The 25,735-nt window shown below is 62.8% G+C and carries 27 protein-coding genes, 1 other RNA gene and 1 pseudogene; 9 read left to right on the top strand and 20 right to left on the bottom strand.

Features of this window, described 5'->3' with window-relative positions; genetic code table 11:
• Positions 1-68: 68 nt before the first annotated feature.
• From ACIPZ8_RS03985 to ACIPZ8_RS03965, 5 genes are read right to left on the bottom strand one after another with little or no spacing between them, the layout of a single operon-like run.
• Positions 69-1,286: a 2-octaprenyl-3-methyl-6-methoxy-1,4-benzoquinol hydroxylase gene (locus ACIPZ8_RS03985; RefSeq protein WP_400720463.1), complete on the bottom strand. Its 1,218-nt coding sequence runs from the start codon at positions 1,284-1,286 to the stop codon at positions 69-71.
• A 9-nt stretch (positions 1,287-1,295) separates the two neighbouring features.
• Positions 1,296-1,781, bottom strand: coding sequence for a DUF4442 domain-containing protein (locus ACIPZ8_RS03980; RefSeq protein WP_400719830.1), 486 nt, complete (start codon positions 1,779-1,781; stop codon positions 1,296-1,298).
• Complete coding sequence (ubiH, locus tag ACIPZ8_RS03975; protein ID WP_400719828.1) at positions 1,778-2,977, bottom strand: 2-octaprenyl-6-methoxyphenyl hydroxylase; 1,200 nt, start codon at positions 2,975-2,977, stop codon at positions 1,778-1,780. The genes ACIPZ8_RS03980 and ubiH overlap by 4 nt, the downstream gene beginning before the upstream one ends.
• Positions 2,974-4,308 (bottom strand): Xaa-Pro aminopeptidase, encoded by a 1,335-nt coding sequence (gene pepP, locus ACIPZ8_RS03970; protein WP_400719826.1) that lies wholly within the window; start codon positions 4,306-4,308, stop codon positions 2,974-2,976. Before pepP ends, ubiH begins: the two co-directional genes overlap by 4 nt.
• 22 nt (positions 4,309-4,330) lie before the next feature.
• Positions 4,331-4,885, bottom strand: coding sequence for a YecA family protein (locus ACIPZ8_RS03965; RefSeq protein WP_027920874.1), 555 nt, complete (start codon positions 4,883-4,885; stop codon positions 4,331-4,333).
• Positions 4,886-5,067: 182 nt separating this feature from the next.
• Between ACIPZ8_RS03965 and ACIPZ8_RS03960 the strand changes: the two genes are divergently transcribed.
• The 4 genes from ACIPZ8_RS03960 (at position 5,068) to ACIPZ8_RS03945 (ending at position 6,429) form a co-directional block, all read left to right on the top strand.
• Positions 5,068-5,250, top strand: a complete 183-nt coding sequence (locus ACIPZ8_RS03960; protein ID WP_029886233.1) for a TIGR02449 family protein — start codon at positions 5,068-5,070, stop codon at positions 5,248-5,250.
• A complete protein-coding gene (locus ACIPZ8_RS03955) occupies positions 5,247-5,567 on the top strand; it encodes a cell division protein ZapA (protein WP_079230148.1) in 321 nt (106 codons plus the stop codon). The genes ACIPZ8_RS03960 and ACIPZ8_RS03955 overlap by 4 nt, the downstream gene beginning before the upstream one ends.
• Positions 5,568-5,584: 17 nt before the next feature.
• A non-coding RNA gene (gene ssrS / locus ACIPZ8_RS03950) (6S RNA) lies at positions 5,585-5,764 on the top strand.
• A gap of 56 nt (positions 5,765-5,820) precedes the next feature.
• A complete protein-coding gene (locus tag ACIPZ8_RS03945) occupies positions 5,821-6,429 on the top strand; it encodes a 5-formyltetrahydrofolate cyclo-ligase (RefSeq protein WP_400719823.1) in 609 nt (202 codons plus the stop codon).
• A 20-nt stretch (positions 6,430-6,449) separates the two neighbouring features.
• Here ACIPZ8_RS03945 and ACIPZ8_RS03940 read toward each other — a convergent pair whose 3' ends face one another.
• The gene (locus tag ACIPZ8_RS03940; protein WP_165837333.1) at positions 6,450-6,599 is read right to left on the bottom strand and encodes a hypothetical protein; all 150 of its coding nucleotides are present in this window, start codon (positions 6,597-6,599) and stop codon (positions 6,450-6,452) included.
• Positions 6,600-6,777: 178 nt separating this feature from the next.
• Between ACIPZ8_RS03940 and ACIPZ8_RS03935 the strand changes: the two genes are divergently transcribed.
• On the top strand, positions 6,778-7,230 hold the full coding sequence (locus ACIPZ8_RS03935) for an EVE domain-containing protein (protein WP_400719821.1): 453 nt from the start codon (positions 6,778-6,780) through the stop codon (positions 7,228-7,230).
• A gap of 170 nt (positions 7,231-7,400) precedes the next feature.
• On the opposite strand, the gene ACIPZ8_RS03930 is transcribed toward ACIPZ8_RS03935, so the two are convergent.
• Positions 7,401-7,805 carry a flagellar basal body-associated protein FliL gene (locus ACIPZ8_RS03930; protein WP_027920870.1) on the bottom strand — a complete coding sequence of 135 codons (405 nt, stop codon included), beginning with the start codon at positions 7,803-7,805 and terminating at the stop codon, positions 7,401-7,403.
• 169 nt (positions 7,806-7,974) lie between these two features.
• On the opposite strand from ACIPZ8_RS03930, the gene ACIPZ8_RS03925 reads away from it, so the two are divergent.
• Entirely contained in the window at positions 7,975-8,952 is a 978-nt protein-coding gene (locus tag ACIPZ8_RS03925; protein WP_400719819.1) for an NADPH:quinone oxidoreductase family protein, read from the top strand.
• A 24-nt stretch (positions 8,953-8,976) separates the two neighbouring features.
• Here ACIPZ8_RS03925 and ACIPZ8_RS03920 read toward each other — a convergent pair whose 3' ends face one another.
• The 5 genes from ACIPZ8_RS03920 to trxA form a co-directional block, all read right to left on the bottom strand.
• Positions 8,977-9,651, bottom strand: coding sequence for a gamma-glutamylcyclotransferase (locus tag ACIPZ8_RS03920; protein WP_400719817.1), 675 nt, complete (start codon positions 9,649-9,651; stop codon positions 8,977-8,979).
• Between the two features lie 245 nt (positions 9,652-9,896).
• Positions 9,897-10,865: a CDP-6-deoxy-delta-3,4-glucoseen reductase gene (locus ACIPZ8_RS03915; protein WP_400719815.1), complete on the bottom strand. Its 969-nt coding sequence runs from the start codon at positions 10,863-10,865 to the stop codon at positions 9,897-9,899.
• A complete protein-coding gene (gene ubiD / locus ACIPZ8_RS03910) occupies positions 10,865-12,331 on the bottom strand; it encodes a 4-hydroxy-3-polyprenylbenzoate decarboxylase (RefSeq protein WP_027920866.1) in 1,467 nt (488 codons plus the stop codon). Before ubiD ends, ACIPZ8_RS03915 begins: the two co-directional genes overlap by 1 nt.
• A 123-nt stretch (positions 12,332-12,454) precedes the next feature.
• Complete coding sequence (rho, locus tag ACIPZ8_RS03905) at positions 12,455-13,714, bottom strand: transcription termination factor Rho (protein WP_003253661.1); 1,260 nt, start codon at positions 13,712-13,714, stop codon at positions 12,455-12,457.
• Between the two features lie 232 nt (positions 13,715-13,946).
• Positions 13,947-14,276 (bottom strand): thioredoxin TrxA, encoded by a 330-nt coding sequence (gene trxA, locus ACIPZ8_RS03900; protein WP_294335681.1) that lies wholly within the window; start codon positions 14,274-14,276, stop codon positions 13,947-13,949.
• A 242-nt stretch (positions 14,277-14,518) separates the two neighbouring features.
• On the opposite strand from trxA, the gene ppx reads away from it, so the two are divergent.
• Positions 14,519-16,021 carry an exopolyphosphatase gene (gene ppx / locus ACIPZ8_RS03895; protein WP_400719813.1) on the top strand — a complete coding sequence of 501 codons (1,503 nt, stop codon included), beginning with the start codon at positions 14,519-14,521 and terminating at the stop codon, positions 16,019-16,021.
• On the opposite strand, the gene ppk1 is transcribed toward ppx, so the two are convergent.
• The gene (gene ppk1, locus ACIPZ8_RS03890) at positions 16,008-18,239 is read right to left on the bottom strand and encodes a polyphosphate kinase 1 (protein WP_400719811.1); all 2,232 of its coding nucleotides are present in this window, start codon (positions 18,237-18,239) and stop codon (positions 16,008-16,010) included. The genes ppx and ppk1 overlap by 14 nt on opposite strands.
• 213 nt (positions 18,240-18,452) lie before the next feature.
• On the opposite strand from ppk1, the gene ACIPZ8_RS03885 reads away from it, so the two are divergent.
• Positions 18,453-19,097 (top strand): DedA family protein, encoded by a 645-nt coding sequence (locus ACIPZ8_RS03885; protein WP_400719809.1) that lies wholly within the window; start codon positions 18,453-18,455, stop codon positions 19,095-19,097.
• 501 nt (positions 19,098-19,598) lie between these two features.
• Here ACIPZ8_RS03885 and ACIPZ8_RS03880 read toward each other — a convergent pair.
• A pseudogene (locus tag ACIPZ8_RS03880) lies at positions 19,599-20,225 on the bottom strand (sterol desaturase family protein); the annotation flags it as partial.
• A gap of 113 nt (positions 20,226-20,338) precedes the next feature.
• Here ACIPZ8_RS03880 and elbB point away from each other — a divergent pair.
• Positions 20,339-21,004, top strand: a complete 666-nt coding sequence (elbB, locus tag ACIPZ8_RS03875) for an isoprenoid biosynthesis glyoxalase ElbB (RefSeq protein WP_400719807.1) — start codon at positions 20,339-20,341, stop codon at positions 21,002-21,004.
• Here elbB and ACIPZ8_RS03870 read toward each other — a convergent pair whose 3' ends face one another.
• The 6 genes from ACIPZ8_RS03870 to ACIPZ8_RS03845 form a co-directional block, all read right to left on the bottom strand.
• Entirely contained in the window at positions 21,005-21,457 is a 453-nt protein-coding gene (locus ACIPZ8_RS03870; RefSeq protein ID WP_103446197.1) for a YaiI/YqxD family protein, read from the bottom strand. It abuts the gene before it with no gap.
• Between the two features lie 72 nt (positions 21,458-21,529).
• Positions 21,530-23,470: an FTR1 family protein gene (locus ACIPZ8_RS03865; protein WP_400719805.1), complete on the bottom strand. Its 1,941-nt coding sequence runs from the start codon at positions 23,468-23,470 to the stop codon at positions 21,530-21,532.
• Positions 23,471-23,594: 124 nt separating this feature from the next.
• Complete coding sequence (locus ACIPZ8_RS03860) at positions 23,595-23,846, bottom strand: DUF3077 domain-containing protein (protein ID WP_400719803.1); 252 nt, start codon at positions 23,844-23,846, stop codon at positions 23,595-23,597.
• A 16-nt stretch (positions 23,847-23,862) separates the two neighbouring features.
• A complete protein-coding gene (locus tag ACIPZ8_RS03855; RefSeq protein WP_400719801.1) occupies positions 23,863-24,117 on the bottom strand; it encodes a hypothetical protein in 255 nt (84 codons plus the stop codon).
• 400 nt (positions 24,118-24,517) lie between these two features.
• Positions 24,518-24,802 (bottom strand): helix-turn-helix domain-containing protein, encoded by a 285-nt coding sequence (locus tag ACIPZ8_RS03850; RefSeq protein WP_400719799.1) that lies wholly within the window; start codon positions 24,800-24,802, stop codon positions 24,518-24,520.
• A 17-nt stretch (positions 24,803-24,819) separates the two neighbouring features.
• Positions 24,820-25,146, bottom strand: coding sequence for a type II toxin-antitoxin system RelE/ParE family toxin (locus tag ACIPZ8_RS03845; RefSeq protein WP_400719797.1), 327 nt, complete (start codon positions 25,144-25,146; stop codon positions 24,820-24,822).
• Positions 25,147-25,735 lie beyond the last annotated feature (589 nt).

Below are 25,735 nucleotides of genomic sequence, written 5' to 3'. Positions count from 1 at the left end.
CATTTTCCGACTCATCATCCGAGCAGTTACCGGATGTTGCAGAGGACCGCTGTGCGGCCCCGCCTGTCTCAAGCCTTGGCCAGTTCCGGCAGATCCCCGGTCAGCCCCAACGCCTGGCGCACGAACACCGCCTTGGCCTCCGGCAGCTGTTCCACCAGCTTCAACCCGCTGTTACGCAACCAGCGCAGCGGCAGCGGATTGGCCTGGAACAAGCGCTCGAAGCCTTCCATCGCTGCCATCAGCGCCAGGTTGTGCGGCATGCGCCGGCGCTCATAACGGCTGAGCACTTTCACATCCGCCAACCGCTCACCGCGCTCGCAGGCCTTCTCCAGCACCTCGGCCAGCACCGCGGCGTCAAGGAAGCCCAGGTTGACGCCCTGCCCGGCCAACGGGTGAATGGTGTGCGCGGCATCGCCGATCAACACCAGCCCTTCGTCCACGTAGCGCTTGGCGTGGCGCTGGCGCAACGGCACACAGACGCGCGGGTCGGCCTCCAGCACAGCGCCCAGGCGCCCTTCGAAGGCGCGCTCCAGGGCCTTGAGGAAGGCCTGCTCATCCAGTGCCATGATCTGCTCGGCCTGCTCCGGCGTCGTCGACCAGACGATCGAGCACCAATCCTGCTTGCCGTCACGCGACAACGGCAGGAACGCCAGCGGCCCCTCATCGGTGAAGCGCTGCCAGGCGGTGGCCTGGTGCGCAGCACTGCAGCGCACACTGGTGACGATCGCGTGGTGCAGGTAATCCCATTCACGGGTCTCGCAACCGGCCAGGCGGCGCACTGCCGAATTGGCGCCGTCGGCGGCCACCACCAACGGTGTCCGCAGCTGGCGGCCGTCGGCCAGGGTCAGCAGCCATTCGTCACCAGAACGGCGTAGCTGCTCCAGGCGAGCATTGGGCAGCAGGCCGATGTCGCTGTCGTGCAGGCGCTCCAGCAGACCGTCCTGTACCACCCGGTTCTCGACGATATGGCCGAGCACCTGGGCATGCACGCTGGCTGCGGAGAAATGAATCTGACCGGTACCGCTGCCGTCCCATACATGCATGTCGGAATACGGCGACACGCGCCGCCCGGCGATGCCTTCCCAGGCCCCCAGGCGTTCGAGGATGCGCTGGCTGGCCGCCGACAGGGCACTGACCCGTGGCTCGAACGGTGCGGCGCCATCGAACGGTTTGACCGACAGCGGGCCGCCATCGAGCAGGAGAATTTCCAGGCCGCTGTGGCGAAGCGCCAAGGCCAGGGCGCTGCCGACCATACCGGCACCGACAATCAACAGATCTGCGCGCATTTCCATGCCTTACGCCTGCCTCGCTTGCGGCTTGAGCCGCACGTATAGGGTTTTATCGACCCGTGCCACCAGCTCGCCGGCTTCGTCACGGATATCGACCTGCACACGCGGCAGGTACTTCTTGCCGGTGGCGGTCTGCTGGCGGATCTCGTCCAGCAGCGCGTCATCGACGTGGAATTCGGCGTACACCGTGCCTTTGCCCGGGCTGATGAAGTCGATGCTGGCGGCCTTGTCCCAGACGATGTAATCGCGCCCCAGGCGCTCGATCAGCAACAGCATGTAGAACGGATCGACCATGGCATACAGGCTGCCACCGAACTGGGTGCCGACGAAGTTGCGGTTCCAGCGGGTCAACTTCATGCACACCTTGGCGCTGCGCAGGTCCGGGCTTATGTGTTGGACGCGGATGCCTGCGCCGAGGTACGGCAAGTACAGCTTCAGCCGCCATCGCATGATGCGCGCACGGCGCGCCAGCCGACGTGATTCATCACTCATGCCTGGCCCCGCGGATCGGGGCGGGTGCCTAGGCCCATGGCCTGGCGGGCGAACCAGCTTTTTGCCGGTGGCAGCAGGTCGAGCCCGAGCAGGCCGATATTGCGCCCGGCCGCCAGCAACGGCTGGTTGCTGCCGAACAGCCGGGTGACCTGGTCGGAGAAGCCAATGGTCAGGGCCTGGTCGAGCCGCTGGCGCTGGTGATAGGCCTGCAGGCTGGCAAGATCACCCGGATGCTGCGGGCCGGCCAGCAGCGCATCGGCCAGCGACTGCACGTCACGCAGCGACAGGTTGAAGCCCTGCCCGGCAATCGGGTGCAGGCTGTGCGCGGCGTTGCCCAGCACTACCAGGTGTGGGCGTACCTGTTCCTGGGCTTCGATCAGCGCCAGCGGGTAAAGGTGTCGCGCACCGACCTGGCGCAGGGCGCCGAGGCGATAGCCAAAGGCATCCTGCAGCTCGCGCAGGAAGCTGCGCTCGTCGATTTCGGCCAGGCGCCGGGCATCCATCCCCTGTCGCGTCCAGACCAGCGCGCAGCGGTTTTCCGGCAATGGCAGCAGGGCCATCGGACCTTGCTCGGTGAAGCGCTCGAAGGCTTGGCCGCAGTGGGCCTCGCCTGGGGTGATGTTGGCGATCAGCGCGCTCTGCTCGTAGGGAGTACGACGCACATGGATACCCAGTTGCTCGCGCAAGCCAGAGCGGCCACCGTCAGCCAGCACCGCCAGGTCGCATTCCAGGCTGGTGTCGTCGTCCAGCAGCAGGCGGTAGCCACCTTCGATGGCCTGCATCGCCTTCACTTCGGCCGGGCAGCGCCAGCTCACCACTTCGCTGTCCAGCCCTTGCCACAGGCACTGGCCGAGCCAGGCGTTCTCCACCACGTAACCCAGGGCCGGCACGCCCTCTTCCATGGCATCCAGGCGGGTAGCACCGAAACGGCCCCGATCAGAGACCTGGATCTGCCGGATCGGCTCGGCACGCGAGCTGATGGTTTGCCACAGGCCAAGGTGCTGATAGATCTGCCGGGTGCCGAAAGACAATGCCGAGGAACGTGCGTCGTAGCTGGGCTGGAAACTGTCGCCGGGGGCGAACGGCTCGATCAGCAGGATCTTCCAGCCACGCGCCTTGGCGCCGGCCTGCAGGGCCAGGGCAAGGCTTGCGCCCACCAGGCCACCGCCGATGATCGCCAGATTGACCCGATTCATGCCGCGTCCTTACGTGCAGCCTGCATCAGCGCCTCGATCTCGGCGACAGTACGGGGCACACCCGAGGTCAGAATGTCACAGCCTTGCCTGGTCACTACCACGTCGTCCTCGATCCTGATGCCGATGCCGCGCCATTTCTTCGCGACCAACTCGTTGTCGGCGGCAATGTAGATGCCTGGCTCGACAGTCAACGCCATGCCAGGCTCCAGCACCCGCCACTCGCCACCCACCTTGTATTCGCCAACATCGTGCACATCCATGCCCAGCCAGTGCCCGGCACGGTGCATGTAGAAGGCCCGGTAGGCCTCGCTGTCGATCAGCGCCTGCACCTCTCCCTTGAGCAAACCGAGCTCTACCAGGCCTTCGGTGATGACTCGCACGGTTGCCTCGTGGGCGTGGTTCCAGTGCTTGCCTGGGGCGATCTCGGCAAAGGCGGCGGCCTGGGCCTTGAGCACCAGCTCGTAGATGGCCTTCTGTTCGGGCGAAAAACGCCCGCTGACCGGGAAGGTACGGGTGATATCGCTGGCGTAGCAGTCGATCTCGCAACCGGCATCGATCAGCACCAGGTCACCGTCCTTGAGCGGGGCATCGTTCTGCTGGTAGTGCAGGATGCAGCCATTGCGCCCGGCGGCGACGATCGAGCCGTAGGCCGGCATCTTCGCCCCACCCTTGCGGAACTCGTAGTCCAGCTCGGCTTCCAGGCTGTACTCGTGCAGCCCGGCCCGGCAGGCCTGCATGGCCCGTACATGGGCGCGCGCAGAGATATCTGCGGCGGCACGCATCACCTTCACTTCCGCTGCCGATTTATACAGGCGCATGTCGTGCAGCAGATGATCCAGCGCAACGAACTCGTTCGGCGGCTGGGCACCGAGGCGCGCCTTGGAGCGGATCACGTTGATCCAGTCCATCAAGCGGCGGTCGAACTCGGCGTTGCTGCCCATGGCACTGTAGACCCGTTCGCGACCTTCGATCAGGCCCGGCAGGATCTCGTCGATATCGGTGATCGGGAAGGCATCGTCCGCGCCAAAGTCCCGGACCGCGCCTTCCTGGCCGGCACGCAGGCCGTCCCATTGTTCGCGCTCAGGGTTGCGCTCGCGGCAGAACAGCACGTACTCGCCATGCTCGCGGCCTGGGATCAGTGCGATCACTGCCTCAGGCTCGGGGAAGCCGCTGAGGTACTGGAAATCGCTGTCCTGGCGGTACACGTGCTCGACATCGCGGTTGCGGATGGCAACCGCGGCAGCCGGCAGGATCGCAATGCTGTTGGGGACCATCTGCGCCATCAGCGCCTTGCGCCGACGGGCATACTCGGCCTTGGGTATGTGGCTCATGGGCAGAACTACCCCCGGTTGATCAGTGCAGCGAAGGTTTTGGCGCGGGTGCGGCAGGCGCCGCCAGCTCCGTGTACAGCAGCAGCGGTGCGACGCGCAGGTACTCCATGACTTCCATGTAGTCGCTCTCGCCGTCTTCGGATTCTTCAAGGGCTTCCTGGACCTGGGAAATGGCCACCAGGTCCTGCAGCACTTCCTTGGCTTCGGTAGACAGGTCCTTGCCACCGGCGTTCAGACCGAAGCCGGTGATGAAGCCCTGGCACCACTGGCCCAGCGCCTCGGCGCGGTCGGCCAGTGCGGCATCGTCGCTCGGCAGCAGCAGGACGATGGCCATGTCCTCGCTGTTCAGCTCGCCCTTGACCATCTCTTGCAGGCCGATCAGGGCATTGCGCACGGTGTCGCCGGGTTCGGTTTCCAGCAGTTGGGCGGCGTCGGCCAGCCAGGCCTCGGCATCGAAGCCGGCACCGGCGCAGCTGCGCCCGATCAGCAGGCCGTGCAGCTCGGCAGGGGTGACAGGATGGCCATTGCTCGAGAGCAGCATGGCAAAAGCAACGTAAGGCGATTGAGTATTAGGCATGGTCGGCTAGGCGCCAGACGGCGCATTTGACTAGAATGAAGACCTTGTATCCTAGCACCGGCAGGCGCGCCAAGACCATCGGCACTGGCCGCCGCTGCGCAGGGAGAGGCATCATCGCAGGGTGATTCAACGACGGAGCGAATCGAGTGCAACCCACGCAAGAGAACGACCTGCAAGCGCTGATGAGCCGATTCGAGTTGCTGATCGAACGCGTCGAGCAACTAAAACGGCAAAATGCACTCCTAGTAGCTCAGGAAAAATCCTGGCGCGAGGAGCGCGCCCACCTCATCGAAAAGAACGAGATCGCCAAGCGCAAGGTCGAGTCGATGATTTTACGCCTGAAGGCCCTGGAGCAAGACTCATGAGTTCAAGCAATAGCGTCACCGTGCAGATCCTCGACAAGGAGTATTCGATCATCTGCCCGCCGGAAGAGCGCAACAACCTGGTCAGCGCCGCGCGCTACCTGGACGGCAAGATGCGCGAGATCCGCAGCAGCGGCAAGGTGATCGGTGCCGACCGTATTGCGGTGATGGCTGCGTTGAACATCACTCACGAGATGCTGCACCGCCAGGAGGATCGCAGCGACGCGCCGGTGAGTGGCACCAGCCGTGAACAGGTGCGTGACCTGCTGGAGCGGGTCGATCAGGCTTTGTCCGACGATGCGGGTACCAAAAACGGCTGAGATTGGTATACTGGCGCCACTCCCTGGGGGATGCGCCAGTCGGTTATGTCCCTGAGCCGATACGCACAACCACGGGGGTTGCACGCTGGGGCCGGTGTGCATGTCCGCCCGACGGAAAGCCTTAACGCCCCCTGCAATCTCCACCTTGAACTTTCGGGTTCAAGGGCTACACCGATAGCGGTCTTATCGGGGAGCCTGATTCTTCCTGCCCAGCGCCCTGCTGGGCAATCCGACACCTGGGATCGCCAGTGCCATGACTGAAACTGCGCCGCTTACACGCCCCCAGCTTCGTCGCCTGCTTCGCAATGCCCGCCGCGCCCTTTCCCCCGCCCAGCAACACCAGGCTTCACGCGGCCTGTACCGCCAATTGGCGCAGCACCCCTTGTTCCGCCGTGCCCGGCATATCGCCCTGTACCTGCCCAATGACGGTGAAATCGACCCGCGCCTGCTGCTGCGCGAGGCCCAGCGCCGGGGCAAGCGCACCTACCTGCCGGTACTGCATGCCTGGCCACGCACGCGCATGGTGTTCCAGCGTTTCGAACAGGGCGAAAAGCTCAAGCGTAACCGCTTCCGCATTCCCGAGCCGTTGACCGATCGTCGGCGCCAGCGCCCGATCTGGTCGCTGGACCTGATCCTGCTGCCGCTGGTCGGCTTCGATGAAGTCGGTGGGCGATTGGGCATGGGCGGGGGGTTCTACGACCGTAGCCTGGCCTACCAGGCACGTCGCAAGACCTGGAAGAAACCGCTGCTGCTGGGGTTGGCGCATGAATGCCAGAAGGTCGAGCGGCTGGCGCAGGCCAGTTGGGACGTACCACTGCAGGGCACGGTCAGCGACCGTGGCTGGTACCTGGCGCCGAAATAGGCGGCGTCAGCGAGGGGATATCAGCGTTGCTGTGGGTTGGCGTCGACCGGCGTCTGATAGGCGGTATCCAGCTTGCGCTCCCAGATTCCCTGGGCATAACCGGTGGTGACCACACCAAGGCCAAAGATGAAGACCAGGATCCACAGTAGATCCGGTTTGCGTTGATTCATCGAAGAATGCCCCCCTAGGCATACGTTCAGGCTCGGCGACCTTCTAGGTGCCGCCGGAGCGTCTAGCTTTAAAATCGGCGCATTTTCCGACAACCTGAGTCGTCACGCAAACGTTGACGCCAACCGGCTGTCGGTTTCGTGCAACAGGTTATTTCAAACCTTTTCAGGAGCAGTATCCATGGCCTATTGGCTGATGAAATCCGAGCCCGACGAGCTCTCGATCGAAGGCCTGGGCCGCCTGGGCGAGGCGCGCTGGGATGGCGTACGCAACTACCAGGCGCGCAATTTCATGCGGGCCATGAACGTAGGCGACGAGTTCTTTTTCTACCACTCCAGCTGCCCGCAACCGGGCATTGCCGGCATCGCCCGCATCATTGCTGCGGCCTACCCGGACCCGACGGCACTGGACCCGGAAAGCCATTACTTCGACGCCAAGGCCAATGCCGAGAAAAACCCTTGGAGCGCGGTGGACGTGGCCCACGTGAAGACCTTCCGCCAGGTGCTGGGGTTGGGCCTGCTGAAGCAGCAGAGTGCGCTGGCAGAGTTGCCGCTGGTGCAGAAAGGCACGCGGTTATCAGTGATGCCGGTAACTGAAGAGCAGTGGGCGGCGATCATCGCGCTGGCGCGCTGACTCTGCTTCGCAGAGCAAACGAGGTCAACTGTGGGAGCGGGCTTGCCCCGCGAACACCGGCGAAGCCGGTGCCAAGCACCGCGGTGCCTTCTTCGCGGGACAAGCCCGCTCCCACAGGAATCGCATACTCAGATGAACATCCGACCTGCTGCGAAATCAACGAGCCTTGCTTACTGCACAATCAGGTTATTGAACAGCAGATCCTCGACAATCGGCTTGCCCTCTTCCGATTCCATCACCTGCTGCACCTGCTTCAACGCTTCCTGGCGCAGCTTCTCCTTGGCGTCGACGTTGCTCATGCTATCCACCGTCTGCTGGGTGAACAGTGCCACCAGCTGGTTGCGGATCAGCGGTTCCTGGTGCTTGACCGCAGCCGCGGCGGCATCACCGGTCACGCGCAGGGCCACATCGGCCTTGTACACGCGCAGCTTGGGGCTGCCATCGAGGGCGTAGTTGCCGACGAAGGGTGGGCTCAGGGTGATGTAGGAAACTTTCGGCTCCCCTTCCTTGGCTTCCTCGGCCATGGCCGCCGCTGGCAGCATCAGCGCCAGTACCATCAAGATCCACGCTTTCACGAATTCGCTCCTCAAAACAATTGGCGCCAGCTTACCCAGCATGCCGCGCAAACCCAAGCACGGGCTTGTGCCGGCACTTATGTCAGCACATCAGGGCGGGGCATGCTCGTTGACCCGGCAGGCGACCCTCCTACACTTATCGGCCACTACACGCAAAGGAATAGCCCCGATGAAAGCTGTGTTGTGCAAAACCCTGGGCCCGGCTCGTGACCTGGTGCTGGAAGACGTGGCCAGCCCGGTGCCGAAGAAGAACGAGATCCTGCTCGATGTGCAGGCTGCCGGGGTCAACTTCCCCGACACGCTGATCATCGAAGGCAAGTACCAGTTCCAGCCACCGCTGCCATTCTCGCCTGGTGGTGAGGCCGCCGGCGTGGTCGCTGCTGTCGGCGAACGGGCCGGCACCTTCAAGGTGGGCGACCGGGTGATGGCCCTCACCGGCTGGGGAGCGTTCGCCGAGCAGGTGGCGGTGCCCTTCTACAACGTGATGCCGATCCCCGAGCAGATGGATTTTGCCACCGCAGCGGCGTTCGGCATGACCTATGGCACCTCGATGCATGCCCTCAAGCAGCGCGGCCAGTTGCAGCCAGGCGAAACCCTGCTGGTGCTCGGTGCATCCGGTGGTGTTGGCCTGGCAGCGGTGGAAATCGGCAAGGCCATGGGTGCAAAAGTGATTGCCGCCGCCAGCAGCGCCGAGAAACTCGCCGTCGCCAAGGCTGCCGGGGCTGACGAACTGATCGACTACAGCCAGGCCAGCCTCAAGGAAGAAATCAAGCGCCTGACCGGCGGTCAGGGCGTGGATGTGATCTACGACCCGGTGGGTGGCGAGCTGTTCGACCAGGCCGTGCGCGGGCTGGCGTGGCAGGGCCGGCTGCTGGTGGTGGGGTTTGCCAGCGGGACGATACCGCAGATGGCGGCGAACCTGGTGCTGCTCAAGGGGGCGGCGGTACTTGGGGTGTTCTGGGGGGCGTTTGCCCAGCGCCAACCCGAGGACAATGCGGCGAACTTCCGGCAATTGTTTGCCTGGCATGCCGAGGGCAAGTTGAAACCCTTGGTATCGAAGACTTATCCACTGGCTGAAGCCGGGGCTGCCATTGAAGAACTTGGGCAGCGGCGGGCTGTGGGTAAGTTGGTGGTACTGGCCAAGTAAGGCAGGTCTGGCCTCTTCGCGGGTTTATCGAGGCGTCGAACCGCCGCGAAGAGGCCCGTGCAGGTTATGGCAGCGCCTGAACCGCGCCTCCAGATTGCGATCCGGCATCTGATGGCTGCGCAACGCATTCAATGTCTGCTCGACATAGTCCCGCGTGGTGCCATAGCGCCCCTTGGCACTGGCCAAGATCTGGCTGAGCAGCGTATCCGGCAAATTGCCCGCATAGCACGGCAGATGCCGCTCCAGCACGAACCCCAACGCCTGCACCTTGCTGCCATCGCCCAGTCGGCAACTGAGCCAGTGCGGCCGATACGCCGGATAAGGCATTTCCCGCTGCCACAGGGCCATCAGCGAATCATCGAGGTTGCTTTCATCCAGGCGGTAGGCAAACCCGCTGCAGGAGCCGCCGCGATCCAGGCCGAACACCAGGCCGGGCGTTTCCGGCGTGCCCCGGTGCTCGTGCGACCACAGGTACAACCCACGGTGATAACCATGCACTCGCGCCCGTTGGCGCTCCACGGAATTACATTCCGGGCGCCAGATCAACGAGCCATAGGCAAACAACCAGACAGGGCCACCTTCATGGCGAGACATGGTCATGTGCATGGAGTTGAGCAATTGCTCACGGGTCAGTTGCTGGCCGAAGTCGAGCGTCGGAGGATAGGCAACTTCCCAGGACAAACTTTCAAGTGCCGACATAACTGCCGCCATTATTCCCCGTGTACTACAGATGTAGCGAGAGTCGTGTGTCATGCGGCCTGCGCCGCCGCGCCATGGGCGCTTGCATTAACCATAGGATAGAAACCGGGCAATGCTCAAGCCCTGGCGCGAAAGTTTCACGCACTGTTCCGACGACTGGGAATTATTGTTTCGAAGGCGGTGAAAGTTAGTGGCGCAGGCGGTAACAATTACCGCCTTATACCCGCTAGTTGGAACTTCGGTTATTAACCGCGTGGTGCGTAGGCAAACACATCGGCGCGCATGCGGTGCGCATCCATGCCGGCCTCGACCAGGGCGTCGAGGGTGGCGTAGACCATGTTCGGCGAACCGCTGGCATACACATGCACGGTATTGAGGTCTTTCACGTCCTCGCATACCGCTTCATGCAGCATGCCGCAACGCCCTTCCCAGCCACACAGGTCGCTGACCACCTTGTGCAGGAACAGGTTGGGCAAGCGCTCCCATTCAGCCCAGTGCTCGATGCTGTAGAAGTCCTCCGGGCGACGGACACCCCAGTACAGGTGCACCGGATGCTTGAAGCCCTGGGCACGGCAATGTTCGACCAGGCTGTGCATCTGGCCCATGCCGGTGCCAGCGGCAATCAGCACCAGCGGTCCGTCAGGCAACTCGGCCAGGTGGGTATCGCCGAACGGCATTTCGATACGCGCCACGCGATCACGCTGCAGCTGCGCCAACAGCTGCAGCGCACTGGCTTCGCGGGCCAGCACATGCAACTCGAGCTCTCGCCCGGAATGCGGCGCAGAGGCGAGCGAGAAGGCCGCCGGCTTGCCACCCTCACGCTCGATCATCAGGTACTGCCCGGCATGGTAGCGCGGCGGCTTGCCGGCCGGCGCACGCAGGCGCACCCGCCAGACGTCGCCACCGACCTCGACGCATTCGCTCACGCTGCACGCCAGCTTGCGCACTGGCAGCTCACCCAAGGCAAGCACACCATCCCAGAGCAACACACAGTCCTCCAGCGGTTCGGCAATGCAGGTGAACAACTCGCCATGGTCACGGACTTCACCGTCCTGACGCACGCTTCCTTCGACCAACAACGCGGCGCAGACATGGCAATTGCCATTGCGGCAGCTGTTCGGGCAGTCATAGCCCAGCCGCCGCGCTCCATCCAGGATCCGTTCCCCGGGTTCGAGCGCCAGCACCGCCCCGGACGGCTGCAACGTTACCTGCATCAATCTATTCCCAACTGATCCCACAGCTCATCGATACGGCGGGTGACGGCCTCGTCCTTGACGATGACCCGGCCCCATTCGCGTGTAGTCTCGCCCGGCCACTTGTGCGTGGCGTCCAGGCCCATCTTCGACCCCAGCCCCGATACCGGCGACGCGAAGTCCAGGTAGTCGATCGGCGTGTTGTCGATCATCACCGTATCACGCTTGGGGTCCATGCGCGTGGTGATGGCCCAGATCACATCGTTCCAGTCGCGGGCGTTGATATCGTCATCGGTGACAATAACGAACTTGGTGTACATGAACTGTCGCAGGAACGACCACACACCCAGCATCACGCGCTTGGCGTGGCCTGGGTACTGCTTTTTCATGGTCACCACCGCCATGCGGTACGAGCAGCCTTCCGGCGGCAGGTAGAAGTCGACGATTTCCGGGAACTGCTTCTGCAGGATCGGCACGAACACTTCGTTCAGTGCCACACCCAGGATCGCCGGCTCATCCGGCGGCCGGCCAGTGTAGGTGCTGTGGTAGATCGGCTTCTGTCGGTGAGTGATGCGCTCGACGGTGAACACCGGGAAGCTGTCCACTTCGTTGTAGTAGCCGGTGTGATCGCCATACGGGCCTTCCGGGGCCATTTCGCCCGGGTGAATCACGCCTTCGAGGATGATCTCGGCGGTGGCCGGCACCTGCAGGTTGCTGCCACGGCACTTGACCAGCTCGGTGCGGTTGCCGCGCAGCAGGCCGGCGAAGGCGTATTCGGAAAGGGTGTCCGGCACGGGAGTCACGGCGCCAAGGATGGTGGCCGGGTCAGCGCCCAGGGCCACGGCGACCGGGAACGGCTGGCCTGGGTTCTTTTCGCACCACTCGCGATAATCCAGGGCGCCGCCACGGTGGCTCAGCCAGCGCATGATCACCTTGTTGCGGCCGATCACCTGCTGGCGATAGATGCCCAGGTTCTGACGGTCCTTGTTCGGACCGCGGGTCACGGTCAGGCCCCAGGTGATCAGCGGCGCAACGTCGCCTGGCCAGCAGTGCTGGATCGGCAGCTGGCCGAGGTCGACATCGTCTCCCTCGATGACCACTTCCTGACATACCGCGTCCTTGACCACCTTCGGCGCCATCGACACGACCTTCTTGAAGATTGGCAGCTTGGACCAGGCGTCCTTCAGGCCTTTCGGCGGCTCGGGCTCCTTGAGGAAGGCCAGCAGCTTGCCGATCTCGCGCAGTTCGTCGACCGACTCGGCGCCCATGCCCATGGCCACGCGCTCTGGCGTGCCGAACAGGTTGCCCAGTACCGGGATGTCGAAGCCGGTGGGCTTTTCGAACAGCAAGGCCGGACCCTTGGCGCGCAGGGTGCGGTCGCAGACCTCGGTCATTTCCAGGACAGGGGAAATCGGAACCTGGATGCGCTTGAGTTCACCGCGCTGCTCCAGGCCACGGATGAAGTCGCGCAAATCGCGATACTGCATGCATGAGCCTCGTGTTGGCCGTATCGGTCGGGGTGCAGAGTGTAGCGCCGATAGGGCCGCAATAGCCAAAGTACAGATAGCAAAAAGCCGGGTTTCCCCGGCTTTTCGCGTGGTACGACGATCTTACTTGCGCTTCATCGACAGGAAGAACTCGTCGTTGGTCTTGGTCTGCTTGAGCTTGTCGACCAGGAACTCGATGGCGGCGATCTCGTCCATCGGGTGCAGCAGCTTGCGCAGGATCCACATGCGCTGCAGTTCGTCGTCGGCGGTCAGCAGCTCTTCGCGGCGGGTGCCGGAGCGGTTGATGTTGATGGCCGGGAACACGCGCTTTTCAGCGATGCGACGATCCAGGGGCAGCTCCATGTTGCCGGTACCCTTGAACTCTTCGTAGATCACTTCGTCCATCTTCGAGCCGGTTTCGACCAGCGCGGTGGCGATGATGGTCAGCGAACCGCCTTCCTCGATGTTACGCGCAGCGCCGAAGAAGCGCTTCGGCTTCTCCAGGGCGTGGGCGTCGACACCACCGGTCAGCACCTTGCCGGAGCTCGGGATCACGGTGTTGTAGGCACGCGCCAGACGGGTGATGGAGTCCAGCAGGATGACCACGTCCTTCTTGTGCTCGACCAGGCGCTTGGCCTTCTCGATGACCATTTCGGCAACCTGCACGTGGCGGGTTGGCGGCTCGTCGAAGGTCGAGGCAACCACTTCGCCGCGCACGGTGCGCTGCATTTCGGTCACTTCTTCCGGGCGCTCGTCGATCAGCAGGACGATCAGGTGGCACTCGGGGTTGTTGCGGGTAATGTTCGCCGCGATGTTCTGCAGCATGATCGTCTTACCGGCTTTCGGCGGAGCGACGATCAGGCCACGCTGGCCTTTGCCGATCGGGGCGCACAGGTCGATGACGCGGCCGGTGAGGTCTTCGGTGGAGCCGTTGCCGGCTTCCATCTTCAGGCGCTTGTTCGGGAACAGCGGCGTCAGGTTTTCGAAGAGGATCTTGTTCTTCGCGTTTTCCGGACGATCGAAGTTGATGGTGTCGACCTTCAGCAGGGCGAAGTAACGCTCCCCTTCCTTCGGCGGGCGGATCTTGCCGACGATGGTGTCGCCGGTACGCAGGTTGAAACGGCGGATCTGGCTTGGCGAGACGTAGATGTCGTCGGGGCCGGCCAGGTAGGACGCATCAGCCGAACGCAGGAAACCGAAACCATCCTGGAGAATCTCCAGCACGCCGTCACCCGAGATCTCTTCGCCGCTTTTCGCGTGCTTCTTCAGCAGGGCGAAAATCACGTCCTGTTTGCGCGAACGGGCCATGTTTTCGATGCCCATCTGTTCGGCCATTTCCAAAAGATCGGTAATCGGCTTTTGCTTGAGTTCAGTCAGGTTCATAAGGGGAGTGACGTAATCATGTAAGAAGGGAGAATTAAGCTGTGGCTTAATGAGGCCGCGCCGCTAGATGGCGACAGGATCGCGTACTGATTCGAATTAGGGATGCTTCGGCGACGGCGTGCAGAGGGCACTGGAGAAGCAGTGCGAGGCCGAATGTAACACTTGCTTTTTTCTGCGTCTAGTGCTCTGAAAAAGAAAAAACCCCGCATTTGCGGGGTTTTTTCACATCACATCACAGGCTGGCGTCAAGGAACGCCTTCAGCTGCGACTTCGACAGGGCGCCGACCTTGGTGGCTTCGACGTTGCCGTTCTTGAACAGCATCAGGGTCGGGATGCCACGCACGCCGTGCTTGGCCGGGGTTTCCTGGTTGTTGTCGATGTTCAGCTTGGCGATGGTCACCTTGCCTTCGTATTCAGCGGCGATGTCGTCCAGAACCGGAGCGATCATCTTGCATGGACCGCACCATTCAGCCCAGTAGTCGACCAGTACCGCGCCTTCGGCCTTCAGGACTTCGGCTTCGAAGGTAGCGTCGGTGACGTGTTTGATCAGATCGCTGCTCATGGATATCTCCAGGGTCGTAAGCAAAAAAACGTGGCCCATGATAGCGGCACCCAGGCCCTACAGGAAGTCACGGACGATTGAGTGTAACTATAGTTGTGCAAGACGCCGCGAATCGAAACTGTCACACAAGTGTCATAGCATGGAATGGCACATTGCCTTGCATCAAGGCCCGGTGTGGTGCGCGTTGGCGTCAGCCAAGGATCGTGGCACGATTGCCGGGTTACCGACCGAGAACACACAGAATGCCGCATACCTCCGCGAAGAACCTGTCCCTGATCGCCGCCATCGACCTGGGCTCCAACAGCTTCCACATGGTCGTGGCCAAGGCGCACCACACCGAAATCCGCATTCTCGAGCGGCTCGGCGAGAAGGTTCAGCTGGCCGCCGGCATCGACGATGAGCGCATGCTCAGCGAAGAAGCCATGGAGCGAGGCCTGGAATGCCTCAAGCGTTTTGCCCAACTGATCAACGGCATGCCGGCAGGCTCCGTGCGCATCGTCGGCACCAACGCCCTGCGCGAAGCGCGCAACCGCAACAACTTCATCCTGCGCGCCGAAGCCATCCTCGGCCACCCGGTAGAGGTCATCTCCGGCCGTGAAGAAGCACGCCTGATCTACCTCGGTGTATCGCACACCCTGGCCGACACCCCCGGCAAGCGCCTGGTCGCCGACATCGGCGGCGGCAGTACCGAGTTCATCATTGGCCAGCGCTTCGAGCCGCTGCTGCGCGAAAGCCTGCAGATGGGCTGCGTAAGCTTCACCCAGCGCTATTTCCGCGACGGCAAGATCACCCCGGCGCGCTACGCCCAGGCCTACACCGCCGCACGCCTGGAGCTGATGAGCATCGAAAACGCCCTGCACCGCCTGACCTGGGACGAGGCCATCGGGTCGTCCGGCACCATCCGCGCCATCGGCGCCGCGATCAAGGCCGGTGGACTGGGCAACGGCGAGGTCAATGCCGAGGGCCTGGCCTGGGTCAAGCGCAAGCTGTTCAAGCTCGGCGAGGTCGACAAGATCGACTTCGAAGGCATCAAACCCGACCGTCGCACCATCTTCCCGGCTGGCCTGGCGATTCTCGAGGCGATCTTCGACGCCCTCGAACTGCAGCGCATGGACCACTGCGACGGCGCCCTGCGCGAAGGTGTGCTGTTCGACCTGCTCGGTCGCCACCACCACGAGGACGTGCGCGAGCGCACCCTGAACTCGCTGATGGAGCGCTATCACGCCGACCAGGGCCAGGCGGCGCGGGTCGAGCGCAAGGCCCTGAGCGCCTTCGACCAGGTGGCCAAGGCATGGAAGCTTGAAGAAGGAAACTGGCGCGATCTGCTGGGCTGGGCGGCGAAGATCCATGAAATCGGCCTGGATATTGCCCACTACCATTACCACAAGCACGGCGCCTACCTGATCGAGCATTCCGACCTGGCCGGTTTCTCGCGCGACGAGCAGCAGATGATGGCCTTGCTGGTGCGCGGCCATCGCCGCAACATCCCCAAGGACAAGTTCACGGAATTCGGCGACGACGCCGTGCAACTGATTCGCCTGTGCGTGCTGCTGCGCTTCGCCATCCTGTTCCACCACATTCGTGGCAACCAGCAGATGCCCAAGGTGGAGCTGCAAGCCGGCGAAGACAGCCTTGAAGTGGTGTTCCCCGAAGGCTGGCTGGAACAGAACCAGCTGACCCAGGCCGACTTCGCCAACGAGGCGGAGTGGCTGGCCCGGGTCGGCTTCGTCCTCAGCGTACGTTGAGGAGCGGGTTGCTCAGGCGCTCCAGCAGGGTCGCCTGGGCACTGCGCGGGTTCTGGTTGCCGGTCGGGGTGCTGCGCACGTAGCGCCCGTCAGGCTGCAGGGTCCAGGCGTGGGTGTTGTCGGTCAGATAGCCTTCCAGCTCCTTCTTCACCCGCAGCAACAGCTTCTTGCCCTCTACCGGGAAGCACGTCTCGACGCGCTTGTCGAGGTTGCGTTCCATCCAGTCGGCGCTGGACAGGTAGATCTGCTCTTCGCCGCCGTTGAGGAAGTAGAACACTCGCGTGTGCTCAAGGAAGCGGCCAATGATCGAGCGCACCTGGATGTTGTGCGAAACCCCCGGAATACCTGGGCGCAGGCAGCACATGCCACGTACCACCAGGTCGATCTTCACGCCCGACTGGCTGGCCTTGTACAGCGCCTTGATGACCTTGGCGTCGGTCAGCGAGTTGAACTTGGCGATGATGTGCGCGGGCTTGCCTTCGAGCGCGAACTGGGTCTCCCGGGCGATCATGTCGAGCATGCCCTTCTTCAGGGTGAATGGCGCGTGCAGCAGCTTCTTCATGCGCAGGGTCTTGCCCATGCCGATCAGCTGGCTGAACAGCTTGCCGACGTCCTCGGTGAGGGCGTCGTCAGAGGTCAGCAGGCTGTAGTCGGTGTACAGGCGGGCGTTGCCGGCGTGGTAGTTACCGGTACCCAGGTGCGCATAGCGCACGATCTCGCCCTGCTCGCGGCGCAGGATCAGCATCATCTTGGCGTGGGTCTTGAAGCCGACCACGCCGTAGATCACCACCGCACCGGCTGCCTGCAGGCGGCTGGCCATCTGCAGGTTGGACTCTTCGTCGAAGCGCGCGCGCAGCTCGATCACCGCGGTGACCTCCTTGCCGTTACGCGCCGCATCCACCAATGCGTCGACAATCTCCGAGTTGGCCCCGGAACGGTACAGGGTCTGGCGCACGGCGAGCACGTGCGGGTCCTTGGCGGCCTGGCGCAGCAGGTCGATCACCGGGGTGAAGGATTCGAACGGGTGCATCAGCAGGATGTCCTGCTTGCCGATCACGCTGAAGATGTTGTCGGCGTTCTGCAGCAGCTTGGGGATGGCCGGAGTGAACGGCGTGTACTGCAGCTCCGGGTGGCTGTCCAGGCCGGTGATGCTGAACAGGCGGGTCAGGTTGACCGGGCCGTTGACCTGGTAGAGCTCGCTCTCGCTCAAGCTGAACTGCTTGAGCAGGTAGTCAGACAGGTGTTTCGGGCAGGTGTCGGCGACTTCCAGGCGCACGGCATCGCCGTAGCGGCGCGAGAACAGCTCACCGCGCAGGGCGCGAGCCAGGTCGTCGACTTCTTCGGAGTCCAGCGCCAGGTCGGCGTTACGGGTCAGACGGAACTGGTAGCAACCCTTGACCTTCATGCCCTGGAACAGGTCATCGGCGTGGGCGTGGATCATCGATGACAGGAAGACGTAGTTGTCGCCTGGGCCACCGACGTCTTCCGGCACACGAATGACGCGCGGCAGCAGGCGTGGGGCCGGGATGATCGCCAGACCGGAATCGCGGCCAAAGGCGTCGACACCTTCGAGCTCGACGATGAAGTTCAGACTCTTGTTCACTAGCAGCGGGAACGGGTGGGTCGGGTCGAGGCCGATCGGGGTGATGATCGGCGCGATCTCGTCGCGGAAGAAGCGGCGCACCCAGGTCTTGAGCTTGGGTGTCCAGTAACGGCGACGAATGAAGCGGATGGCGTGCTTCTCCAGCTCCGGCAGCAGCACGTCGTTGAGGATCGCGTACTGGCGCTCCACTTCGAAGTGCACCAGCTCGCTGATGCGCGCCAGCGCCTGGTGCGGCTGCAGGCCATCGGCGCCGGCCAGCTCGCGGGCGAAGTTGATCTGCTTCTTCAGGCCAGCGACGCGGATCTCGAAGAACTCGTCGAGGTTGCTGGAGAAGATCAGCAGGAATTTGAGGCGTTCGAGCAGCGGGTACGATTCGTCCAGCGCCTGCTCCAGCACGCGGATGTTGAATTGCAACTGCGAAAGTTCGCGATGAATGTACAGGCTGCTGTCGTCCAGGCTCGGGACGGCGATGGCCGGCGCAGGCGCGGGGGCCGGGGCGGCGACTTCGACCACCGGTTCCACGACCTCAGGCAGGTCTGGCGGGGTCTGAACCATCTCTTCGGGGACTGCCTGGGCATCCTTGATCGCGACAGGGGTTAGCACTTCATTATTCATCTGACGTTCCTGAGGACGTTAACGCCCTATGATCAATTGAGCGGCAAGATAAGCGCCCATTATGACGCCTGTGTTACAGCTTCAGGCAAGCCGCGACTTAAGGCTGCCGGTATTGTCCGTGCAGGAAATGTTCACGTCGAGACACATTTGGACACTTTCACGAATGCGCGCGAAGGGGTAGGCTGCGCGTTCATTTCGCCAGCACCTCAGAAAATGCTCCAACAATTCCTGCAGGATTTCGGCTACTTTGCCCTTTTTCTAGGCACCTTCTTCGAAGGCGAGACCATTCTGGTACTTGCGGGATTCCTTGCGTTCCGCGAATACATGGACATCAAGCTGGTGGTCCTGGTGGCCTTCTGCGGCAGCTACGCCGGCGACCAGCTGTGGTACTTCATGGGCCGGCGGCACGGGCGCAAGATCCTGGCGCGCAAGCCGCGCTGGCAGGCCATGGGTGACCGGGCACTGGAGCATATCCGCCGCCACCCGGACATCTGGGTACTGAGCTTCCGCTTCGTCTATGGCCTGCGCACGGTGATGCCGATCGCCATCGGCCTGTCCGGCTACTCGCCGCGCCGCTACCTGCTGCTCAACGGCATCGGCGCCGCCGTATGGGCACTGGCACTGGGCCTGGCGGCCTACCACTTCGGCGCCATCCTCGAAGGCATGCTGGGCAGCATCAAGAAATACGAGCTATGGGTGCTCGGCGGCCTGTTGCTGCTGGGTGGCCTGCTCTGGCTGCGCCGGCGCTTTCGCACCATCCGCGCCGAGCGTCGCGCGGCAGCAGACGAGCAGCCCGCCAGCACTGAGCAGCAGGTAGGCACCGAGAAGCAGCCAGAACACGGGCACGACCACCGCTAAGCCCAACGCGCCGGCCAGGTACAGCGCCGGCACCAGCGTCAGCAGGCGCGCCAGCTCCAGGCGCACCGCCCACGACCGGCGCTCCAGGGCCGCCCCCAGCACGAACAGACCGAACACCATCAGCGACCAGCCAAGCAGCAGGGCGGCGTTCGGCACACGCTCGGCCACGTCCATCAGATAACTGCCCAGCGCGATGTAGACGGCGAACTGCGCCACCACGTACACCTGCCACGCCCGGCCCAGGGCAACCTCGAACTTGCGGAACAACGCCAGGTTCTGCTTCGCCTGTGGATAAGCTGCCGCGACATCAGCCGGGCGCCAGCCGGTGGGCATGAACCAGATGCGCAGCTTGTCCTTCCAGCTGCGGGTGCGACGGGCATCGCTGAACAGCTGGGCGTAGAACTGCAGGTTGGCCCACAGCGGGTTCCAGCTGGCCAAAGGCGTGGTCACGCCGAACACCACCGGCTCGGCCGGGTCCTCCTCCTTGAACGTGCCGAACAGACGGTCCCAGATAATGAACACACCGCCGTAGTTGCGATCCAAGTAGGCAGGATTCTGCGCATGGTGGACGCGATGGTTGGACGGTGTGATCAGCACCCACTCAAGCCAGCCGAGCTTGGGGATGTGCCGGGTGTGCACCCAGAACTGGTACAGCAGGTTCAGCGAAGCCACGGTGATGAACACCACCGCAGGTACGCCGATCAGCGCCAGCGGCAAGTAGAAGATCCACGAAAAGATGAAACCGCTGCTGGTTTGGCGCAACGCCGTGGTGAGGTTGTACTCCTCGCTCTGGTGATGCACCGAATGCGCCGCCCACAACACGTTGCGCTCATGGCCCAGGCGGTGCAGCCAGTAGTAGCACAAGTCGTAAAGCACGAAGGCCAGCAGCCAGACCCAAACGGCGTTCTGCGGCAGGCGCAACAACGCCAGGTGCTCCCAGGCCAGCGCATAGCTCAGCAGCCCTACCCCCTTGGTCAGCAGGCCGGTGCTGGTGGACAGCGCGCCGGTGCTGAGGCTGTTGATCGAATCGGCCAGGGTGAAGTTGCGCTGGCCGCGCACGCGGTCGGCAATCAGCTCCACGGCGATCAGCACGAAAAAGAACGGCACGGCCAGCAGAATCAGGTCCATGGGCAACGCTCGGTAAGGTTATCCACAGAGATTAGGATGCGCCCGCAGTAATCCCTATGGCCACATCTGCCAAACTAGAGGACATTTAGCGCCTCGAAAATGGAGTAATGAGCATGACCAAGAAAGTAGCGGTGATTCTTTCCGGCTGTGGCGTCTACGACGGCGCCGAAATCCACGAAAGCGTGATCACCCTGCTGCGCCTCGACCAGCGCGGCGCACAGGTGCAGTGCTTTGCGCCGAACATCGCGCAGATGCACGTGATCGACCACCTGACCGGTCAGGAAATGCCCGAATCACGCAATGTACTGACCGAATCGGCGCGCATCGCCCGTGGCGAGGTGAAGGACATCCGTGAGGCCAAGGCCGAGGACTTCGATGCGTTGATCGTGCCAGGCGGTTTCGGCGCGGCTAAGAACCTCTCCAACTTTGCCGTGGAAGGCGCCGAATGCACGGTGAACCCAGATGTATTGAGCCTGGCCGAAGCCTTTGCCGAGGCCTGCAAGCCGGTTGGCCTGATCTGCATCTCGCCAGCGCTGGCGGCGAAGATCTATGGCCCCGGCGTGATCTGCACCATCGGCAATGACGCCGGCACCGCGGCGGCTGTGGAAAAGATGGGTGGCAAGCATGAAGCGTGCGATGTGCATGACATCGTCGAAGACACCCAGCGCAAGCTTGTGACCACCCCGGCCTACATGGTGGCCACGTCGATCAGTGAAGCAGCCAGCGGCATCTACAAGCTGGTAGACCGAGTGCTGGAGCTGACCCACGAAGGGGAGTGATCAGCCCTTGCTCAGGCGGGTCAGGATGCGATCCAGGGCATTGGCGAACGCCTGCTTCTCGCGTTCGCCATAGGGCGCCTGCCCGCCTCCGACCTGGCCCTGTTCGCGCAGTTCGGTGAACAGGTTGCGCACCGCCAGGCGCTCGCCCATGTTGCGTTCATCGAACTCTCGGCCACGTGGATCCAGGGCCGCTACGCCCTTCTTGATCAGGCGGTCGGCCAACGGTACGTCGCTGCAAATCACTAGCTCGCCGGGCACAGCGTGCTCGACCAGGTAATCGTCGGCCGCGTCCATGCCGCTGGGCACCACGATGAGGCGGACGATCGCGAAGGCCGGCTTGGCCACGGCCTGGCCGGCCACCATCACCACTTCGAGCTGGCGCTTGAGGGCGAATTTGACGATCAGGTCCTTGGCTGCCTTGGGGCAGGCGTCGGCGTCGATCCAGATGCGCATTCAGTTAAATCTCTTCTTTCCTGCACTGGCCTCTTCGCGGGTAAACCCGCGAAGAGGCCAGCAGCATCAGCTTTAAACGGCAGCCCGGCGCTTCTCGGCCAGGCGACTACGCCCATACAACACCACAATGGCCAGCAACGCCACCGCCTGTGCACTCAGCGAGTACACATCGGGGTGAATCCCCAACCAGTCGAACTCGAAGAACGCCACCGGCCGCGTGCCCAGCACGCCCGCCTCCTGCAGCGCCTTCACGCCATGCCCGGCGAACACCACCGACAGGGCGCACAGCAGCCCGGCGTTGATGCTGAAGAACAGCGACAGCGGCAGCTTCGCCGAACCGCGCAAGATCACCCACGCCAGGCCCACCAGCAGCACCAGCGCCGTGGCGCCCCCGGCCAGCACCGCCTGGTGGCCAGCTGGGCCAGCCTGCAGCCACAGGGTTTCGTAGAACAGGATCACTTCAAACAGCTCGCGGTACACCGAGAAGAACGCCAGCACGGCAAAACCGAAGCGCCCGCCGCCACTGACCAGGCTGCTCTTGATGTAGTCCTGCCAGGCGGCAGCATGGCGGCGGTCGTGCATCCACACGCCCAGCCACAGCACCATGACGCTGGCGAACAAGGCTGTGCTGCCTTCCAGAAGCTCACGCTGGGCACCACCGACGTCGATCACATAGGCCGCCACGGCCCAGGTGGCAAAGCCCGCAACCAGCGCCAGGCCCCAACCGATGTTGACGCTGCGGATGGCCGACTGCTGCCCGGTGTTGCGCAGGAAGGCCAGCACAGCGGCCAGTACCAGAATCGCTTCCAGGCCTTCTCGCAGCAAGATCAGCAGGCCGGAAATGAAGCTCAGCGACCAGCTCAGGCCATCGCTGCCCAGCAGCTTGGCGGCCTGGCCGAGCTTGGTTTTCGCTTCGTCCAGACGTTGTTCGGCCTGGGCGACCGGCAGGCCGTCCTGCAGCGACTGACGGTAGGCCATCAGGGCCTTTTCGGTGCTCTTGCGCGCTTCGGTGTCGATGTTGTCCAGCGAGCTTTCGACCAGTTCGAAGCCTTCCAGGTAAGCCGCCACCGACAGGTCGTAGGCTTGGTCGTGATCGCCTGCACGATAGGCCGCCAGGCTCTTGTCCAGGGTGCTGGCGGTGTAATCGAGCAACTGCGACGGGCCGCGCTTGACCTGCGGCGGCTGGGCGCGCTGGGCGCGGAACGCCTCGACCGACGCGGCGCCTTCGTTTGCCGCGACTTCGGCCGGTGTCTGGCGGGCCAGGTCAGCGATGTTCCAGGTCTTCTCGCCCTTGGCCGCTTCAGGCTTGGCGGTAAAGCTGGCGATGTAGGCGGCCACGTCCCAACGCTGGCGCTCGTCGAGCTGGTCGGCGAAGGACGGCATTTCGGTGCCGTCGATGCCCAGGGCCAGGGTGTTGTAGAGGTCGAACAGGCTTAACTGGTCGAGACGAGCGATGTCACGCAGGTTGGCCGGAGCTGGCTCCAGGCCCACACCTGCCGGGCCATCACCGGCACCGGTATCACCGTGGCAGATCGAGCAGTTCTGCGCATACAGCGAGGCGCCACGGGCAGGATCCGGGGTGATCACCGGGGCCTGGCTGACCTCATAGGCCACCGCCAGGCGAGCGCCCAGCTGGCGGGCCTGCTTGGCTACCGCTGCGCCGTCCTGGCGCTGGTCGATGGCCTGGCGCAGCGCCTGCACGCCCTGCTGAAGCCCGGCTTGCTCGGCGTTGGCCGGCAGGCCTTTGACCAGGTCGGCCAACACCGCGCTGAATTCTTGCTGCTCACGGTATTCGCCGTCGTCGATGACTTTGCCGTTTTCCACGGTCGGCGGGTAGTCGGCGCCAATGTAGTCCAGCAAATGCAGGGCTTTGGCGGCCTCGGCGGGCGCTTCGGCCTGCGCCAGGGTGCTGCACAGCGCCAGCACCGGGCCGAGCAGTACAGCCGGCAACCAGGCGAGCAGACGGGAACGGGTTTTCATGGCCAGTCTCGGAGGGAATGCGAAAGAGAACATTGTTCACTTCCACTTTGCTTCGCTCAAGCGTTGTCGGTGGATTTCATGAAAAATCTTGAGACAAATCAGATGAAGTGTTTCGCCACAGCGATGGGACTGCTATGCAGCCCCATGTGCTCGAGGTTTATTGAAGAAGCTTGTTCAGCCCCAGCTCCATATCGTCGATCAGCGCCTTGGCCATTTCACTGAGAATTCGCGCCGCGCTGCCGGCCATGCGGTCGTTCTCCATTTCTGCTTCGGTGGTGAGGTGGCGGATGCAGCCGAGCAACACCGATAGCTGCGAGAAGGCATGGTCAAAGGGCACGTTAGGCTTGAGGCTGAAAAGGTCGAAGGTCTGCACGCCTGCTGTTACTGCGTCTTGTGGATAAGTGCTCATCCTGTCGCTCCTTGCTTTAGATGGGGAGGTCCGAGTGTTCGGCCAGGGCAGAGACCATTCGGCACAGCAGACGGATGTTCATGGCCATGGCATCGCGCTGCGGGCCTGGCTCGCTGTCCAGCAGGACGCTGTAGGTTTGCTGAACGGTGAGGGTCAAGGCGTGCATCAGTGCATTGCATTGCTCGGTGCCGGGTGGCGTGATGAGCGAAAAGCCGGGGATGTCGAGTTGGGGGATAGAGGTAGGAGGTGGGTCGGGGACTAGCTTTTTCATGGCGGAACTCCGTATGAGAGATGGTACTGCTCTCCTCTTCGTCTCACGGAATTGGGTGGCAGTCGTGCACGGTGTGAGACCCGGGACATACGGTAACCCCGGCCAGGCCAAAGCCTGTCCGCGCACGACCGCCATGAAGCGGTGCTACCGAATGTAAACCGGGTGTCTCACGCCCGATCGCCTTGCGAGGCGACCCAGGGACAGTAGTCCGGGAGCACTTCCCAGCCAAGACAGCACCTTCCGACAGGTGCCGTAGGATAATTCGACATGGAATCAGAACTGAAGCATTTGGTTTCAGGTTCGGAAATGTCTGACAGCACGGGACTTCAGTGGATTCAGGAGGTGCCTGCCGGGAGATAGGGTGAGGGCTGACAGATGCCAAGGCAGGCACCTCCAAAAACTACGCTGCCTTCCCTTTCACCGTGAAATCTACTTTCAAATCAGCGTTGGCCAGCAGGTTCACCAAAGCATCCAGTGAAAATTTATCAATCTTGCCATTGAGCAGCTCGCTCAAGCGCGGTTGAGTCACCCGCAACCGCTTTGCTGCATCCTTTTGCGGTAGATCCCAAGCCCGCACAGCCCTGGTCAATTCGCGCATAAGCTTGGAGCGCAGTCGGAGGTTCTCGGCTTCCTCAGGCGAGTCAACCAGCGCGTCCCAAACCGAGGTAGATCTCTCGTTTGCCATCGTTGAATCCCTCTGTTTTAACCCAGCGACCTGAACCGAGCTCTTGCCAGGTCGATGTCGCGTTTCTCAGTCTTCTCAGTAGTCTTGCGAAATGCATGCAGGACATAGATGGCTTCAGGACGGCTAATCACATAAAAAACGCGAAAAGCCCCGTCTTTGCATTTGATGCGTATCTCCCGCACGCCTTGTCCAACCGTTTCCACTGGCTTCCAGTCCGCAGGCTCCTCGCCGGCTTGAATCAAATCCAGCTGATACCCGGCTCGCTGCCTGGCTACCAGCGGAAAGCTGCGTAGGTCATCCTTACTGCTGCCCACCCACTCGATGGGCTTCTCATCGATCCGCATGCCAAATGCCCCTTTGCCGTCGGTCCAGATGCTAGATGTGCTCGCAATTCATCACTCGCCCTGACCAGGGCACTGAGTCACGCTGCTCCATCCGTCTGTCTCGAAAGGCTTGGCTGAACATGCAGGAAGCTGCAGATCAAAATATATCGATATCGATATAAACTCAAGCCAGGAAACTGTACCCAGGCCAATAATTACGGCGCCAGAAGTGAACAGGGGGATGAATTCCGGGAGGGTCAATGTGCCTGGAAAGGGGTCCCGAGGACAGTATTCCGTGGAGACTTCCCAGCCAAGACAGCACCTTCCGACAGGTGCCGTAGGATAATTCGACATGGAATCAGAACTGAAGCATTTGGTTTCAGGTTCGGAAATGTCTGACAGCACGGGACTTCAGTGGATTCAGGAGATGCCTGTCGGGAGATAGGGTGAGGGCTGACAGGTGCCCGCCTTGACGCATTCAGCGCCTGTGAGATCGAGCGCCGCCCGCGCGGCGCATCGCGGATAAATCCGCTCCTACATCTGTTTCAGGCCAGTTAGACCTGCACCATTGGTGCTCGCACCCTTGGCGCATGGCGGGAGACCGTGGAAC

The organism is Pseudomonas sp. NPDC089422 (assembly GCF_044749405.1).
Taxonomy (GTDB): domain Bacteria; phylum Pseudomonadota; class Gammaproteobacteria; order Pseudomonadales; family Pseudomonadaceae; genus Aquipseudomonas.
Note: the sequence above shows the minus strand (reverse complement) of the source record. Positions and strands in the feature narration are given on the sequence as shown.

What these genes read in the sequence shown, in the direction of transcription:
- ppx (WP_400719813.1), top strand. Translation starts at nt 14,519, where the DNA reads ATGCCGCATACCTCCGCGAAGAACCTGTCCCTGATCGCCGCCATCGAC.
- ACIPZ8_RS03865 (WP_400719805.1), bottom strand. Translation starts at nt 23,470, where the DNA reads ATGTTCTCTTTCGCATTCCCTCCGAGACTGGCCATGAAAACCCGTTCC.
- ubiD (WP_027920866.1), bottom strand. Translation starts at nt 12,331, where the DNA reads ATGCAGTATCGCGATTTGCGCGACTTCATCCGTGGCCTGGAGCAGCGC.
- elbB (WP_400719807.1), top strand. Translation starts at nt 20,339, where the DNA reads ATGACCAAGAAAGTAGCGGTGATTCTTTCCGGCTGTGGCGTCTACGAC.
- ACIPZ8_RS03860 (WP_400719803.1), bottom strand. Translation starts at nt 23,846, where the DNA reads ATGAGCACTTATCCACAAGACGCAGTAACAGCAGGCGTGCAGACCTTC.
- ACIPZ8_RS03965 (WP_027920874.1), bottom strand. Translation starts at nt 4,885, where the DNA reads ATGCCTAATACTCAATCGCCTTACGTTGCTTTTGCCATGCTGCTCTCG.
- ACIPZ8_RS03940 (WP_165837333.1), bottom strand. Translation starts at nt 6,599, where the DNA reads ATGAATCAACGCAAACCGGATCTACTGTGGATCCTGGTCTTCATCTTT.
- ppk1 (WP_400719811.1), bottom strand. Translation starts at nt 18,239, where the DNA reads ATGAATAATGAAGTGCTAACCCCTGTCGCGATCAAGGATGCCCAGGCA.
- ACIPZ8_RS03925 (WP_400719819.1), top strand. Translation starts at nt 7,975, where the DNA reads ATGAAAGCTGTGTTGTGCAAAACCCTGGGCCCGGCTCGTGACCTGGTG.
- ACIPZ8_RS03855 (WP_400719801.1), bottom strand. Translation starts at nt 24,117, where the DNA reads ATGAAAAAGCTAGTCCCCGACCCACCTCCTACCTCTATCCCCCAACTC.
- ACIPZ8_RS03870 (WP_103446197.1), bottom strand. Translation starts at nt 21,457, where the DNA reads ATGCGCATCTGGATCGACGCCGACGCCTGCCCCAAGGCAGCCAAGGAC.
- ACIPZ8_RS03935 (WP_400719821.1), top strand. Translation starts at nt 6,778, where the DNA reads ATGGCCTATTGGCTGATGAAATCCGAGCCCGACGAGCTCTCGATCGAA.
- pepP (WP_400719826.1), bottom strand. Translation starts at nt 4,308, where the DNA reads ATGAGCCACATACCCAAGGCCGAGTATGCCCGTCGGCGCAAGGCGCTG.
- ACIPZ8_RS03885 (WP_400719809.1), top strand. Translation starts at nt 18,453, where the DNA reads ATGCTCCAACAATTCCTGCAGGATTTCGGCTACTTTGCCCTTTTTCTA.
- trxA (WP_294335681.1), bottom strand. Translation starts at nt 14,276, where the DNA reads ATGAGCAGCGATCTGATCAAACACGTCACCGACGCTACCTTCGAAGCC.
- ubiH (WP_400719828.1), bottom strand. Translation starts at nt 2,977, where the DNA reads ATGAATCGGGTCAATCTGGCGATCATCGGCGGTGGCCTGGTGGGCGCA.
- ACIPZ8_RS03985 (WP_400720463.1), bottom strand. Translation starts at nt 1,286, where the DNA reads ATGCGCGCAGATCTGTTGATTGTCGGTGCCGGTATGGTCGGCAGCGCC.
- ACIPZ8_RS03955 (WP_079230148.1), top strand. Translation starts at nt 5,247, where the DNA reads ATGAGTTCAAGCAATAGCGTCACCGTGCAGATCCTCGACAAGGAGTAT.
- ACIPZ8_RS03945 (WP_400719823.1), top strand. Translation starts at nt 5,821, where the DNA reads ATGACTGAAACTGCGCCGCTTACACGCCCCCAGCTTCGTCGCCTGCTT.
- ACIPZ8_RS03915 (WP_400719815.1), bottom strand. Translation starts at nt 10,865, where the DNA reads ATGCAGGTAACGTTGCAGCCGTCCGGGGCGGTGCTGGCGCTCGAACCC.
- ACIPZ8_RS03845 (WP_400719797.1), bottom strand. Translation starts at nt 25,146, where the DNA reads ATGCGGATCGATGAGAAGCCCATCGAGTGGGTGGGCAGCAGTAAGGAT.
- ACIPZ8_RS03980 (WP_400719830.1), bottom strand. Translation starts at nt 1,781, where the DNA reads ATGAGTGATGAATCACGTCGGCTGGCGCGCCGTGCGCGCATCATGCGA.
- ACIPZ8_RS03960 (WP_029886233.1), top strand. Translation starts at nt 5,068, where the DNA reads ATGAGCCGATTCGAGTTGCTGATCGAACGCGTCGAGCAACTAAAACGG.
- ACIPZ8_RS03920 (WP_400719817.1), bottom strand. Translation starts at nt 9,651, where the DNA reads ATGTCGGCACTTGAAAGTTTGTCCTGGGAAGTTGCCTATCCTCCGACG.
- ACIPZ8_RS03850 (WP_400719799.1), bottom strand. Translation starts at nt 24,802, where the DNA reads ATGGCAAACGAGAGATCTACCTCGGTTTGGGACGCGCTGGTTGACTCG.
- rho (WP_003253661.1), bottom strand. Translation starts at nt 13,714, where the DNA reads ATGAACCTGACTGAACTCAAGCAAAAGCCGATTACCGATCTTTTGGAA.